General features: G+C 67.8%; 11 protein-coding genes and 1 pseudogene. 3 read left to right on the forward strand and 9 right to left on the reverse strand.

Annotation, left to right across the window (positions count from 1 at the left end):
- The first annotated feature begins 126 nt into the window (after positions 1-126).
- The 3 genes from ASC99_RS01285 to ASC99_RS01295 all read left to right on the forward strand — a co-directional run bounded on the left by ASC99_RS01285 (position 127) and on the right by ASC99_RS01295 (position 3,335).
- The gene (locus ASC99_RS01285) at positions 127-1,104 is read left to right on the forward strand and encodes an ABC transporter permease (protein ID WP_057227173.1); all 978 of its coding nucleotides are present in this window, start codon (positions 127-129) and stop codon (positions 1,102-1,104) included.
- A gap of 65 nt (positions 1,105-1,169) precedes the next feature.
- On the forward strand, positions 1,170-2,246 hold the full coding sequence (locus ASC99_RS01290; protein WP_057227175.1) for an ABC transporter ATP-binding protein: 1,077 nt from the start codon (positions 1,170-1,172) through the stop codon (positions 2,244-2,246).
- An 18-nt stretch (positions 2,247-2,264) separates the two neighbouring features.
- A complete protein-coding gene (locus ASC99_RS01295; protein ID WP_057227178.1) occupies positions 2,265-3,335 on the forward strand; it encodes an ABC transporter ATP-binding protein in 1,071 nt (356 codons plus the stop codon).
- A 37-nt stretch (positions 3,336-3,372) separates the two neighbouring features.
- Here the strand turns inward: ASC99_RS01295 and ASC99_RS01300 are convergent, their stop codons facing one another.
- The 9 genes and pseudogenes from ASC99_RS01300 to ASC99_RS01340 all read right to left on the reverse strand — a co-directional run bounded on the left by ASC99_RS01300 (position 3,373) and on the right by ASC99_RS01340 (position 13,217).
- A complete protein-coding gene (locus ASC99_RS01300; RefSeq protein WP_057227180.1) occupies positions 3,373-4,422 on the reverse strand; it encodes an ABC transporter ATP-binding protein in 1,050 nt (349 codons plus the stop codon).
- The gene (locus tag ASC99_RS01305; RefSeq protein ID WP_057227183.1) at positions 4,412-5,467 is read right to left on the reverse strand and encodes an ABC transporter ATP-binding protein; all 1,056 of its coding nucleotides are present in this window, start codon (positions 5,465-5,467) and stop codon (positions 4,412-4,414) included. Before ASC99_RS01305 ends, ASC99_RS01300 begins: the two co-directional genes overlap by 11 nt.
- 12 nt (positions 5,468-5,479) lie before the next feature.
- Entirely contained in the window at positions 5,480-6,478 is a 999-nt protein-coding gene (locus ASC99_RS01310; RefSeq protein WP_082597991.1) for an ABC transporter permease, read from the reverse strand.
- Positions 6,471-7,397, reverse strand: coding sequence for an ABC transporter permease (locus tag ASC99_RS01315; RefSeq protein ID WP_057227185.1), 927 nt, complete (start codon positions 7,395-7,397; stop codon positions 6,471-6,473). The genes ASC99_RS01310 and ASC99_RS01315 overlap by 8 nt, the downstream gene beginning before the upstream one ends.
- Positions 7,398-7,476: 79 nt before the next feature.
- A complete protein-coding gene (locus ASC99_RS01320; protein WP_057227187.1) occupies positions 7,477-9,096 on the reverse strand; it encodes an ABC transporter substrate-binding protein in 1,620 nt (539 codons plus the stop codon).
- Between the two features lie 152 nt (positions 9,097-9,248).
- Positions 9,249-10,296: pseudogene (locus tag ASC99_RS01325) on the reverse strand (ABC transporter ATP-binding protein).
- Positions 10,289-11,338: an ABC transporter ATP-binding protein gene (locus ASC99_RS01330; RefSeq protein ID WP_057227189.1), complete on the reverse strand. Its 1,050-nt coding sequence runs from the start codon at positions 11,336-11,338 to the stop codon at positions 10,289-10,291. The pseudogene ASC99_RS01325 and the gene ASC99_RS01330 overlap by 8 nt, the downstream one beginning before the upstream one ends.
- A 15-nt stretch (positions 11,339-11,353) precedes the next feature.
- Positions 11,354-12,298: an ABC transporter permease gene (locus ASC99_RS01335; RefSeq protein WP_057227191.1), complete on the reverse strand. Its 945-nt coding sequence runs from the start codon at positions 12,296-12,298 to the stop codon at positions 11,354-11,356.
- Positions 12,291-13,217, reverse strand: coding sequence for an ABC transporter permease (locus ASC99_RS01340; RefSeq protein WP_057227193.1), 927 nt, complete (start codon positions 13,215-13,217; stop codon positions 12,291-12,293). Before ASC99_RS01340 ends, ASC99_RS01335 begins: the two co-directional genes overlap by 8 nt.
- Positions 13,218-13,342 lie beyond the last annotated feature (125 nt).

Here is a 13,342-nt window from a genome sequence, read left to right on the forward strand (position 1 = left end):
TAGTTCCATGGGGCGCCGGTCTCGACACCCGAGTACCGGCGCCCCGTGGTCCGCCCCATCGCCCCACCCGCCCTGCTCCGCCCACCGCACTCGCAGCCGGCGCCCCGACCAGGAGAGCCCGACCCCATGCTCCGTTTCCTCGTCCGTCGTTCCCTCGGCGCACTCGTCATCCTGCTGGTCATCAGCATGGTCACCTTCGAGCTGTTCTTCGCCATCCCGCAGGACCCGGCCCGCCTCTCCTGCGGCAAGGTCTGCACCCCCGAGAACCTCGCCCTGATCAGGCACAGCATGGGGCTCGACGAGTCGACGATCATGCAGTTCTGGCACTGGTTCAGCGGGATCTTCACCGGTCGTGACTACTCCGTCGGCCACTGCGACGCCCCCTGCTTCGGTTACTCCTTCGTCAAGCAGGAGATGATCACCGACGTCCTGCTGGACCGCTTCCCCACCACGCTGTCGCTGACCTTCGGCTCGGTCGTGGTCTTCCTGCTCTTCGGCGTCGGCACGGGCATGCTGGCCGCCCACAAGCAGGGCAAGCCCGCCGACAAGATCGCCAGCTCCGCCTCGCTGATCGCCTCCTCGATGCAGATCTACGTGGCTGGCCCGCTCGCCCTGTACGTGTTCGTCTACGCCACCGACTGGCTGAAGCAGCCGGCCTACATCCCGATCACCGAGGACCCGATCGCCTGGTTCAGCGGCCTGCTGGTCCCCTGGATCGTGCTCTCGCTGATCTGGACCGCCAACTACACCCGTATGACGCGCTCCTCCATGGTCGAGCAGCTGTCCGAGGACTACGTCCGGACCGCGCGGGCCAAGGGCATGACGGGCCGCTCGGTCTTCCTCCGGTTCGCCTGGCGCGGCGCGATGGGCACCATCGTCACCGTCTTCGGCATCGACCTCGGCACCCTGCTCGGCGGCGCGATCATCACCGAGACCGTCTTCGGTCTGCACGGCCTCGGCGAGCTCGCGATCCGCGCCTACTTCGACTCCGACCTGTCGATGCTGGTCGGTGTCACCCTGGTGGCCGCCACCCTGATCGTGGTCTTCAACATCATCGTGGACGCCGCGTACGCCCTGATCGACCCGCGCATCCGTCTGGCCTGACGGCCGACACCCCCTGGCCGTTCCAGCCCGCCCGACCTCACGTACCACACCGAGGAGCCCCGTCCATGACCACCCTGGCCAAGCCCGAGGAGGCGGCCGCCGACCGCGGCGGCAGCAGCAGCTCGCCCTTCCTCTCCGTCCGTGACCTCTCGGTCCGCTTCAGCACCGAGGACGGCGTGGTCCGGGCGGTGGACAACCTGTCCTTCTCGGTCGAGCCGGGTACCACGCTCGGCATCGTGGGTGAGTCCGGCTCCGGGAAGTCGGTCACCAACCTGGCCGTGCTCGGTCTGCACAACCCGGACAGCACCGAGATCACCGGCTCGATCCGGCTGGCCGGCCAGGAGCTGGTGGGCGCCCCGGTCCGCGAGCTGGAGAAGCTCCGCGGCAACACCATGGCGATGATCTTCCAGGACCCGCTGACCGCGCTCTCGCCGTTCCACACCATCGGCAAGCAGATCGGCGAGACCTACCGCAAGCACACCGGGGCCAGCAAGAAGGAAGCCCGGGACCGCGCGATCGAGATGCTCACCAAGGTCGGCATCCCGCAGCCGACCACCCGGGTGGACGACTACCCGCACCAGTTCTCCGGCGGTATGCGCCAGCGGGCGATGATCGCCATGTCGCTGGTCTGCAACCCCAAGCTGGTGATCGCGGACGAGCCGACCACCGCGCTGGACGTCACCGTCCAGGCCCAGATCCTCGACCTGCTCAAGGACCTCCAGCAGGAGATGGGCACGGCGATCATCCTGATCACCCACGACCTCGGTGTGGTGGCCAAGACGGCGCAGGACATCATGGTGATGTACGCGGGCCGGGCGGTCGAGCGCGGCACCGTGCGCGAGGTGCTGAAGAACCCTCAGCACCCCTACACCTGGGGCCTGCTGTCCTCGATGCCCAGCCTCACCGGCCCGGTGGACATCCCGCTCCGGCCGGTCCGGGGCACCCCGCCCAGCCTGATCAACCTGCCCACCGGCTGCCCGTTCAACCCGCGCTGCGACCACCGGGAGCAGGTGGTCGGCGGCAAGTGCACCACCGAGCGTCCGCCGCTCGCCCCGGAGACCGGGCACGCCACCGCCTGCCACCTGTCCGTCGGGCAGAAGCAGAGCATCTTCATTGACCAGATCCAGCCGCGGCTCGGCTGAGAGGGACGGTTACACACCATGAGCAACGAACTGACCCTCGACAAGCCCTCCGCGACCCCGGCCACCGGTGAGCCGCTGCTCCAGCTCTCCGGAGTGAAGAAGCACTTCCCGGTGATGGACGGCCTGCTGTTCAAGCGTCAGGTCGGCGCCGTCCACGCGGTGGACGGTATCGACCTCGACGTGCACGCCAACGAGTCGGTCGGCCTGGTCGGCGAGTCCGGCTGCGGCAAGTCGACCCTCGGCCGGGTGGTCACCCGCCTGCTGGAGCCGACCGACGGCAAGCTCACCTACGCGGGCCAGGACATCACGCACGCCTCGCGCAAGCAGCTGGCCCCGATCCGGTCCGAGATCCAGATGATCTTCCAGGACCCGTACTCCTCGCTGAACCCGCGGCACACCGTCGGCGCCATCATCGGTGCGCCGATGGAGATCAACGGGATCAACCCCAAGGGCGGCGTCCAGAACCGGGTGCAGGAGCTGCTGGAGACCGTCGGTCTCAACCCGGAGCACTACAACCGCTTCCCGCACGAGTTCTCCGGCGGCCAGCGCCAGCGCATCGGCGTGGCCCGCGCGCTCTCGCTGAGCCCGAAGCTGATCGTGGCCGACGAGCCGGTCTCCGCGCTCGACGTCTCGATCCAGGCTCAGGTGGTCAACCTGCTGCAGCAGCTGCAGAAGGACCTGGGCATCGCCTTCCTGTTCATCGCGCACGACCTCTCGATCGTCCGGCACTTCTCGCAGCGCGTCGCGGTGATGTACCTGGGCAAGATCGTCGAGATCGCGGACCGCAAGTCGCTGTACGAGAGCCCCCGGCACCCGTACACCCACGCGCTGCTCTCCGCCGTGCCCGAGGCCGACCCGGACGACGTCCGCGAGCGGATCCGGCTGGTGGGTGACGTCCCGTCGCCGATCAACCCGCCGACCGGCTGCCGGTTCCGTACCCGGTGCTGGAAGGCGCAGGACAAGTGCGCGACCGAGGAGCCGCCGCTGGTGCAGCTCTCCGGCAACCTGGACGGCCACCTGACGGCCTGCCACTTCCCGGAGGACGGCAGCACCGCTGTGCCGGAGCCCCGGGCCGCGAAGGAGCTGTAGCAAGGCGAAAGGGCCGCCCCGCTGGGGCGGCCCTTCGTCATTTCTCCAGGTCCACTTCTCGTTCAGCAGCGAAGTGGCACGCCGAGTCGTGCACCGCGAGGTCCCGCAGCCAGTCCCGCGCCATCAGCGCCGGCACCTCCTCCGCGCACTTCGGCTGCGCCTTCCAGCACCGGGTGCGGAACCGGCAGCCACTCGGCGGGTTGGCCGGTGACGGGACGTCACCCACCAGCACGATCCGGTCCCGGTCGGCCCGGGCCGCCGGGTCGGGCACCGGCACCGCGGAGAGCAGTGCCTGGGTGTACGGGTGAGTGGCGTGATCGTAGATCTCCAGATCGGTGCCGATCTCCACGATCTTGCCGAGGTACATCACGCCGACCCGGTCGGAGATGTGCCGGACGATCGAGAGGTCGTGCGCGATGAACATGTAGGAGAGGTTGAACTCGCTCTGCAGCTGCTCCAGCAGGTTGATCACCTGGGCCTGCACCGAGACGTCCAGCGCGGAGACCGGCTCGTCACAGATGATGATCTCCGGCTTGAGCGCCAGACCCCGCGCGATGCCGATCCGCTGGCGCTGGCCGCCGGAGAACTGGTGCGGGTACCGGTTGATGTACTCCGGGTTCAGCCCGACCACGTCCAGCAGGTCCTGCACGGCCTTCCGCCGCTCACCCTTCGGCGCCACCTCCGGGTGGATCTCGTACGGCTCGCCGATGATGTCGCCCACCGTCATCCGGGGGTTCAGCGAGGTGTACGGGTCCTGGAAGACCAGCCGGGAGATCTCCTCCCCCTTGTAGCGGACCGACCCGGCCGTGGCGGCCTCCAGGTTCATCAGCACCTTGGCCAGGGTGGACTTGCCACAGCCCGACTCGCCGACGATGCCCAGGGTCTCACCCTGCATCAGGTCGAAGGAGACCCCGTCGACCGCCTTGACCGCGCCGACCTGCTTCCGGAACAGGATGCCCTTGGTCAGCGGGAAGTACTTGACCAGGTCACGCACCTCCAGGATCGGCTCGCCCTTCGGCACCTCCTGCTGGAAGGCCACCTCCTCGGGCACCGTGGTGCCGATCGCACTCGCGCCGTTAGGCGTCATCGAGGGTCTCCTTCCAGAAGAAGCAGGCGCTCTGCCGACCCGTCAGCTCCGCGCCGTCCGGCCCGGTGACCTGGAACAGCTTCGGCACCTCCTGACGGCAGATGTCCTGAGCCCGGGGGCAGCGCGGGTTGAACGCGCAACCCGGCGGGATCCGCAGCAGGTTGGGCGGCAGGCCCTTGATCGCGTAGAGCTCCTGGCCCTTCTGGTCCAGGCGCGGAATCGAGTCCAACAGCCCTCGGGTGTACGGATGCGCCGGCCGCGCGTACAGGTCGTGCACGGGAGCGGTCTCGACGATCCGGCCGGCGTACATCACGGCGATCTTGTCGGCCACGTCGGCGACCACGCCGAGGTCGTGGGTGATCAGGATCAGACCCATGTGGTACTCGGCCTGCAGCTCCGCCAGCAGGTCCATCACCTGCGCCTGGACGGTGACGTCCAACGCCGTGGTCGGCTCGTCCGCGATGATCAGGTCCGGCTCCAGGGCCAGCGCCATCGCGATCATGATGCGCTGACGCATACCGCCGGAGAACTGGTGCGGGTAGTCACCCACCCGTTCCTTGGCGGCCGGGATCCGGACCCGGTCCATCAGCTCGATCGCCTTGGCCTTGGCCTCCTTGCGCGAAGTCCCGTGGTGGGCACGGAACATCTCGCCGAGCTGGAAGCCGACCGTCAGCACCGGGTTGAGCGAGGAGAGCGCGTCCTGGAAGATCATCGCGATCTTCTGGCCGCGGATCTTCCGCCGGCTCTCCTTGTCCATGGTCAGCATGTCCTGGCCCCGGTAGCGGATCTCGCCCTGCGGGATCCGGGCCGGCGGCATGTCCAGGATGCCCATGATCGCCTGCGCGGTGACGGACTTTCCGGAGCCCGACTCACCCAGCACGGCAAGCGTCTCGCCCGCGCTGACGCTGTAGTTGACGCCGTTGACGGCCTTGACCAGACCGTCCCGGGTCTTGAACTCGACGTGCAGGTCCCGGACTTCGAGCAGCGGACCCTGGTAGGGCGCGTCCCGGGCGGGCTTGCCGGTGTCGACCGCTGTACTACTCATCACAGCCCTCTCTCAGCGCAGCTTCGGGTCGAGGGCGTCACGCACGGCGTCGCCCAGCATGATGAAGGCCAGCACCGTCAGGGACAGCGCGGCGGCCGGGAAGAACAGCACGAACGAGGCGGTGCGGATCACCTTCTGCGCCGAGGAGATGTCCACGCCCCAGGAGATGGTCGGATCCTGCAGACCGATGCCGAGGAAGCTCAGCGTCGCCTCGGCGGTGATGTAACCGCCCAGCGCGATGGTGGCCACCACGATCACCGGGGCGATCGCGTTCGGCAGGATGTGCCGCAGCATCAGCCGGCTGGTGCCCGCGCCGAGGGCCTTGCCCGCCACCACGTAGTCGGCCTGCTTGACCGTCAGCACCGCACCACGCATGACGCGGGCGATCTGGGTCCAGCCGAGGAAGGCCAGCGCGAACGCCACGGTCCAGACCGTGCGGACGGTGAAGGCGTTCAGCAGCACCAGCGCGCCGAGCAGCAGCGGGATGCCGAAGAAGATGTCGACGATCCGGGAGAGCACCGCGTCGGCCCAGCCGCCGAAGTACCCGGCCAGCATGCCCGCCAGACCGCCGAGCAGCGTCACCGCGAGGGTGACGGTGAGGCCGACGGTGATCGAGGCTCGGGCGCCGTACAGCACCCGGGCGTAGATCGACCGGCCCTGGCCGTCGTAGCCGAACCAGCCGGCTCCGAAGAAGTCGGTCCAGTCCGGCTTGCGCAGGTAGTTGTGCACCAGGTCGGACTGCCGAGGGTTGGCGTTGGTGAACAGGCCGGGGAAGATCGCGATGATCAACAGGAGCACGATCAGCGCGGCGGAGATGAGGAAGATCGGCCGCCGCCGGAGATCCCGCCAGGCGTCGCCCCAGAGGCTGCGGGCCTCTTCGCGCTTGGCCGGATCGGGCTCGAGTAAGGTGTCCTGCTCGACCAGCAGGCCCTGGTTCCCCGCGTAGTCGAAGTGGCCGCTGCCGGGCGGCGGGAGCGGCCTGGGGTCGTTCTCGTCGTGCACGTCAGGCATAGCGGATCCTCGGGTCCAGAACGGCGTAGAGCAGGTCGACCACCAGGCTGGCGACCAGGTAGACGATCACCAGGATGGTGACCACGCCGACCACCGTCGGGCCCTCCTTCTGGTTGATCGCCTTGTAGAGGATGTTGCCGACACCTTGGATGTTGAAGATGCCCTCGGTGACGATCGCCCCGCCCATCAGCGCGCCCAGGTCGGTCCCCAGGAAGGTGACCACCGGGATCAGCGAGTTGCGCAGCAGGTGGCGGCCGACGATGGTCCGACGCGGCAGGCCCTTGGCCGTCGCGGTCCGGATGTAGTCGGCGCGCAGGTTCTCGCCGAGCGAGGTGCGGGTCAGCCGGGCCACGTACGCCAGCGAGAGCGAGGCCAGCACCAGGCCTGGCAGGATCAGCTGGGTGATGTCCGTGGAGTCCTGGACGGTCGCGGTGACCCAGCCGAGGTTGATCGCGAAGACGGTCTGGGCGATGTAGCCGAGCACGAAGACCGGGATCGAGATCACCACCAGGGTGAGCACCAGTACCAGGGTGTCGCCGATCGAACCGCGCTTGAGGCCGGAGACCAGACCCAGCGTCAGACCGATCACGATCTCGAAGAAGAAGGCGACCAGGGCCAGCCGGATGGTCACCGGGAAGGCGTCCGCCATGATCTCGGAGACCGGGCGCCCGGTGAAGCTGGTGCCGAAGTCCAGGGTCAGCACGTTGCCCATGTAGTGCAGGTACTGCTTCCAGACCGGCTGGTCCAGGTAGAACTTGTGCCGCAGGTTGGCCACCGTGGCCGGGTCTGCCGCCTTGTCGCCGTACATCGCGGCGATCGGGTCACCCGGCAGGGTGTACACCATCAGAAAGATCAGCAGCGTCGCGCCGAAGAACACCGGGATCATCTGCAGCACTCGCCGTAGGACGTAGCTGCCCATCGTGCCTCCTTCCGCAAGGGGGGCTAGTGGCTGGGCCCCGCCCTCCGTTTCGGGAGGGCGGGGCCGGGCTGGCGGGCTGTCAGCCCTTGACCTCGACCTGGGTCCAGGCCGGGTTGCCGAAGGAGTCGAACTCGACGTTCTGCACCTTGGTGGAGTAGCCGGAGTTGGTCCGGTAGTACCAGAGCGGGATCGCCGGGAAGTCCTGGGCGAGCACTGCCTCCGCCGACTGGTAGCCGGTGGCCGAGGCGGTGATCGAGTCGGCCTGGTCGGCGGTGTTGGCCAACTGGTCGAACTGGGGGCTGCTGTAGCCGAAGTCGTTCGAGGCCGCGCCGGTCTTGTAGACGTCGGCGAGGAAGTTGGCGTTCAGCGGGTAGTCCTGCACCCAGCCGGTGCGGAACGCGCCGTTGATGGTGTGCCCGGTGATCGCCGCGCGGCTGGTCTTGAAGTCGGTCTTCGGGTCACCGACGCAGTCGACACCGGTGGACTGCCGGATCGAGTTGCAGACCGCGTCCACCCACTCCTTGTGGCCGCCGTCCGCGTTGTAGGTGATCAGCAGCTTGTTGCCCGGGACGCCGCCGCCCTCGGTGATCAGCTGCTTGGCCTTGTCTGCGTTGAAGGTGCAGAAGTCGCCGCAGGTACCGGCCTTGTAGCCCTCGACGCCCTCGGCGACCCACGCGCTGGCGGGCATGCGGGAGCCTTGCAGCACCGTCTTGGTGATGGTGCTGCGGTCGATCGCCATCGACAGGCCCTGCCGGACCTTGGCCTTGTTCGCCCCGGCCCATTCGGGCTGGTACAGCGTGAAGCCGATGTTCTGGATGGCGCCCTGCGGGGAGTCGATCGCCCGGTCACCCAGGTCGTTCTTGTAGTTGGCCAGCGCCGACGGCGGCACCTGGTCCATCACGTCCAGGTTGTTGGACTGCAGATCCGCGTAGGCGGCCTCGGAGGTGGTGTACATCTTGAACACCACGCCGCCGTTCTTCGGCTTGTCCACACCCTGGTAGTTGGCGAAGGTCTTGGTGACGACCTGTGAGTTGTGGTCCCAGCTGACGAACTGGTACGGCCCGTTGCCGACCGGCTTCTGGCCGGCTGCGGTCGGGTCGGCGAAGAAGCTGTCCGGCAGCGGGGAGAACGCGATGTACCCGAGCTTGTACGGGAAGTACGACACCTTGCTGGTGAGCTTGATGGTGAAGTGGGTGTCGTCCACGACGGTCAGGCCCGACATGGTGGTCTTGGCCGGGGCACCGCTCTTCGGGTGCACGTCGGCGTAGCCCTGGATGTCGCCGAACCAGGAGCTGTTGATCTGGTTGTTCGTGGTGGTGGCCGCCCAGTTCCAGGCGTCCACGAAGTTCTTCGCCTTGACCGGGGTGCCGTCGTGGAAGGTCCAGCCCGACTTCAGCGTGACGTTGAAGGTCTGCGCGTCGGAGCTGTCGATCTTGTCCGCGACCTGGTTGCGCAGCTGACCGTTGGCGGGGTCGTAGTCGACCAACCCCTTGAACAGGTTCTGGATGATCCGGCCGCCGCCGACCTCGTTGGCGTTCGCCGGCTGCAACGGGTTCTGCGGCTCGCTGCTCTGGTAGCTGAACGTCTTGCCGGCGTCGGACGAACCGCCGCCGTCCCCACTGCTTCCACATCCGGTGGCCACCAGGGCCACGGACGTCGCACCGATAACGGCCCAGCGGGTTCTGGTGGCTGCGGGCATGGAGGGCTCCTCCTCAGAAGGTCTGTGACGCATCACACCCCATTCGACGGGCAGCGGCCCGACGGCGCGACCGTGGTAGGGCCGGATGGGTGGAGGCCACAACGCCGACGGCCCCACCGCCGAAGCTGTGGGGCCGTCAGACTGAGGTGGCGTCAGACCGTGCTGAGCACCCGCTCCGCAGCGCCGTGCCCGTTGTCGCGCTCCGCAGCGAAGTGGCAGGCCGACTCGTGCGCCGCCGCACCGTCCAGGGACGGCACCGCGAGCAGCGGGAGCTCGGTGGAGCAGCGCTCCTCCGCCTTCCAGCACCGGGTGCGGAAGCGGCAGCCGCTCGGCGGGTTGGCCGGCGACGGGATGTCGCCCACCAGCACGATCCGGTCGCGGTTCGCCCGCGCGGTCGGGTCGGGCACCGGCACCGCGGAGAGCAGTGCCTGGGTGTACGGGTGGGTGGCGTGCTCGTAGATCTCTTCGTCGGTGCCGATCTCGACCATCTTGCCGAGGTACATCACGCCGACCCGGTCGGAGATGTGCCGGACGATCGAGAGGTCGTGCGCGATGAACATGTACGACAGCTCGAAGTCGGTCTGGAGCTGCTCCAGCAGGTTGATCACCTGGGCCTGCACCGAGACGTCCAGCGCGGAGACCGGCTCGTCACAGATGATGATCTCGGGCTTGAGCGCGAGGCCACGGGCGATGCCGATCCGCTGGCGCTGGCCGCCGGAGAACTGGTGCGGGTACCGGTTGATGTACTCCGGGTTGAGGCCCACGACGTCCAGCAGGTCCTGAACCGCCTTGCGGCGGTCGCCCTTCGGCGCCACCTCCGGGTGGATCTCGTACGGCTCGCCGATGATGTCGCCCACCGTCATCCGGGGGTTCAGCGAGGTGTACGGGTCCTGGAAGACGGAAGACCATCTGGATGTTGCGGCGGACGGCCTTCAGCGCGGCGCCCGAGAGCTTGGAGATGTCCTCGCCCTTGTAGAGCACCTGGCCTGCGGTGGCCCGCTCCAGGTTCATCAGCACCTTGGCCAGGGTGGACTTGCCACAGCCCGACTCGCCGACGATGCCCAGGGTCTCACCGCGCATCAGCTCGAAGGAGATGCCGTCGACCGCCTTGACCGCGCCGATCTGCTTCTTGAAGAGGATGCCCTGGCTGAGCGGGTAGTGCTTGACCAGGTCCTTGACCTCCAGGATGGGCTCAGCCATGGAGGGTCTCCTTCCAGAGGTGGCAGGCGCTCTTCCGGCCGGCGAGCTCGGCGCCGTCCCGGTCGAGCACCTGGTGCAGCGCGGGGATCTCGCTGCGGCACAGGTCGGTGGCCTTGTCGCAGCGCGGGTTGAAGGCGCAACCGGCGGGCACCTTCAGCAGGTTGGGCGGCAGGCCCTGGATCGCGTAGAGCTCCTGGCCCTTCTGGTCCAGCCGCGGGATCGAGCGGAGCAGGCCCTCGGTGTACGGGTGCGCCGGGTTGGCGTACAGCTCGTGCACGGGGGCGGTCTCGACGATCCGGCCGGCGTACATCACGGCGATCTTGTCCGCGACGTCGGCGACCACGCCGAGGTCGTGGGTGATCAGGATCAGACCCATGTGGTACTCGGCCTGGAGCTCCGCCAGCAGGTCCATCACCTGCGCCTGGACGGTGACGTCCAGCGCGGTGGTCGGCTCGTCCGCGATGATCAGGTCCGGCTCGAGAGCCAGTGCCATCGCGATCATGATGCGCTGACGCATACCGCCGGAGAACTGGTGCGGGTAGTCACCCACCCGCTGCTTGGCGGCGGGGATCCGGACCCGGTCCATCAGCTCGATGGCCTTGGCCTTGGCCTCCTTGCGGGAGGCGCCCTCGTGCACCCGGAACATCTCGCCGAGCTGGTAGCCCACGCTGAGCACCGGGTTGAGCGAGGAGAGCGCGTCCTGGAAGATCATCGCGATCTTCCGGCCGCGCAGCTTGCGGCGCTCCTCGTTGCTCATCTTGAGCATGTCCTGGCCGCGGAACAGGATCTCCCCGGAGGTGATCCGGCCCGGCGGCATGTCCAGGATGCCCATGATGGTCTGCGCGGTGACGGACTTGCCGGAGCCGGACTCACCCAGCACGGCAAGCGTCTCGCCCGCACTGACGCTGTAGTTGACGCCGTTGACGGCCTTGGCGATGCCGTCCTTGGTCTTGAACTCGACGTGCAGGTCCCGGACTTCGAGCAGCGGGGTGCCTGGGACGAGGCGGTCGGTGGCCTGAGCCTTCTCGATCACAGTGGTCATGGTGCCTACCGCCTCTCAGCGCAGCTTCGGGTCGAGGGCGTCACGCACGGCGTCGCCCATCATGATGAAGGCCAGCACCGTGAGGCTGAGCATCCCGGCCGGGAAGAACAGCGCGAACGGGGCGGTGCGGATCACCTTCTGGGCCGAGTTGATGTCGATGCCCCAGGAGATGGTCGGGTCCTGCAGACCGATGCCCAGGAAGCTCAGCGTCGCCTCGGTGGCGATGTAGCCGCCCAGCGCGATGGTCGCGACGACGATCACCGGGGCGATCGCGTTCGGCAGGATGTGCTTGAGCATGATCCGGCCGGTACTGGCACCGAGCGCCTTGGCGGCGGTGACGTAGTCGGCCTGCTTGACGGTGATCACCGAACCGCGCATCACGCGGGCCATCTGGGTCCAGCCGAGCGCGGTGAGCGCGAAGACCACGGACCAGACGGTGCGCTCGGTGAAGGAGTTCAGCACCACCAGGCAGCCGAGCAGCAGCGGGATGCCGAAGAAGACGTCGGTCACCCGGGACAGGATGGTGTCCATCCAACCGCCGAAGTAGCCGGCCAGCATGCCGATGAAGCCACCGGTCAGAGTCACCGCAGCAGTCACGCAGATACCGACGATGATCGACGCGCGGGCGCCGTGCACCACGCGGGAGTAGATCGAGCGGCCCTGGCCGTCGTAGCCGAACCAGTCGGCCTGGAACAGGTGGCTGTAGTTCGGCGGGCTCAGGTAGTGGTTGCGCAGGTCGCCGGCGCGCGGGTCCACCGACGTGAACAGGCCGGGGACCAGGGTCATCACGATCAGCACCAGGATCAGCGCGGCCGAGATCAGGAAGATCGGACGGCGGCGCAGCTCCTCCCAGGCGTCCGAGCCGAGGCTGCGGGCCTTCTCCGGCTTCGGCGCGGGGGCCGAACTACCGCTCTGCGCCGGGATCTTGGCGGCGGTCTTCTTCTCGATCAGGTCAGGCATACCGAATCCTCGGGTCCAGGACCGCGTAGAGCAGGTCGACGATCAGGCTGGCGACGAGGTAGACGATGACCAGCACGACCACGAAGCCGACGACCGTCGCGCCTTCCTTCTGGCCGATCGCGCGGAACAGCGCGTTGCCGACACCCTTGACGTTGAAGATGCCCTCGGTGACGATCGCGCCGCCCATCAGGGCGCCGAGGTCGGTGCCGAGGAAGGTGACGACCGGGATCATCGAGTTGCGCAGCAGGTGGGTGCCGATGATCTTCCGACGCGGCAGGCCCTTGGCCGTCGCGGTGCGGATGTAGTCGGCGCGGATGTTCTCCACGATCGAGGTGCGGCTCAGCCGGGCCACGTACGCCAGCGAGAGCGAGCCCAGCACCACGGCGGGCAGCAGGAGTTGACCCAGGTTCATGGAGTCCTGGACGGTCGGCGTGACCCACTTGAGCTGGTCCGCGAAGAACGTCTGGAACAGGTAGCCGAGCACCGGCACCGGGATCGAGATCAGGATCAGCGTGAAGACCAGGGTGCTCTTGTCGGCGAACTTCCCGCGCCTGAGGCCGGCCAGCAGGCCGATGCCGACGCCGAAGACGATCTCGATGGCGAAGGCCATCAGCGCCAGCCGGATGGTGACCGGGAGGGCCTCACTGATCACGTCGATGACCTGACGGCCCGCCATGGTCTCGCCGAAGTTCCCGGTGAAGAGCTTGCCCATGTAGTCGAAGTACTGCTCGTACCAGGGCAGATCGAGTCCCAGCTTGTGCGTGAAGGCAGCGAGCTGGGCCGGGTCCGGCGCCTTGTCGCCCCACATCGCGGCGACCGGGTCTCCTGGGAGGATTCGGACCATCATGAAGATCAGGAAGGTCGTCCCCAGGAAGACCGGGATCATTTGGAGCAGTCGCCTCGCGACAAAGCGCCCCATCGTGCCTCCAATTAGTGCTCTGACGGGCCGTCATCCCGATGTCAGAGGTTCGGCGTGACAACGGCCGGTGCCGATCCGCCCTCGTGAGGCGGTCAGGGCACCGGCCGTGTCGGTTCAAGCCGTGC

The sequence above is a fragment of the Kitasatospora sp. Root107 genome (genome assembly GCF_001424875.1).
In the GTDB taxonomy this organism is placed as follows: domain Bacteria; phylum Actinomycetota; class Actinomycetes; order Streptomycetales; family Streptomycetaceae; genus Kitasatospora.

What these genes read in the sequence shown, in the direction of transcription:
- ASC99_RS01290 (WP_057227175.1), top strand. Translation starts at nt 1,170, where the DNA reads ATGACCACCCTGGCCAAGCCCGAGGAGGCGGCCGCCGACCGCGGCGGC.
- ASC99_RS01300 (WP_057227180.1), bottom strand. Translation starts at nt 4,422, where the DNA reads ATGACGCCTAACGGCGCGAGTGCGATCGGCACCACGGTGCCCGAGGAG.
- ASC99_RS01315 (WP_057227185.1), bottom strand. Translation starts at nt 7,397, where the DNA reads ATGGGCAGCTACGTCCTACGGCGAGTGCTGCAGATGATCCCGGTGTTC.
- ASC99_RS01340 (WP_057227193.1), bottom strand. Translation starts at nt 13,217, where the DNA reads ATGGGGCGCTTTGTCGCGAGGCGACTGCTCCAAATGATCCCGGTCTTC.
- ASC99_RS01295 (WP_057227178.1), top strand. Translation starts at nt 2,265, where the DNA reads ATGAGCAACGAACTGACCCTCGACAAGCCCTCCGCGACCCCGGCCACC.
- ASC99_RS01305 (WP_057227183.1), bottom strand. Translation starts at nt 5,467, where the DNA reads ATGAGTAGTACAGCGGTCGACACCGGCAAGCCCGCCCGGGACGCGCCC.
- ASC99_RS01320 (WP_057227187.1), bottom strand. Translation starts at nt 9,096, where the DNA reads ATGCCCGCAGCCACCAGAACCCGCTGGGCCGTTATCGGTGCGACGTCC.
- ASC99_RS01310 (WP_082597991.1), bottom strand. Translation starts at nt 6,478, where the DNA reads ATGCCTGACGTGCACGACGAGAACGACCCCAGGCCGCTCCCGCCGCCC.
- ASC99_RS01335 (WP_057227191.1), bottom strand. Translation starts at nt 12,298, where the DNA reads ATGCCTGACCTGATCGAGAAGAAGACCGCCGCCAAGATCCCGGCGCAG.
- ASC99_RS01330 (WP_057227189.1), bottom strand. Translation starts at nt 11,338, where the DNA reads ATGACCACTGTGATCGAGAAGGCTCAGGCCACCGACCGCCTCGTCCCA.
- ASC99_RS01285 (WP_057227173.1), top strand. Translation starts at nt 127, where the DNA reads ATGCTCCGTTTCCTCGTCCGTCGTTCCCTCGGCGCACTCGTCATCCTG.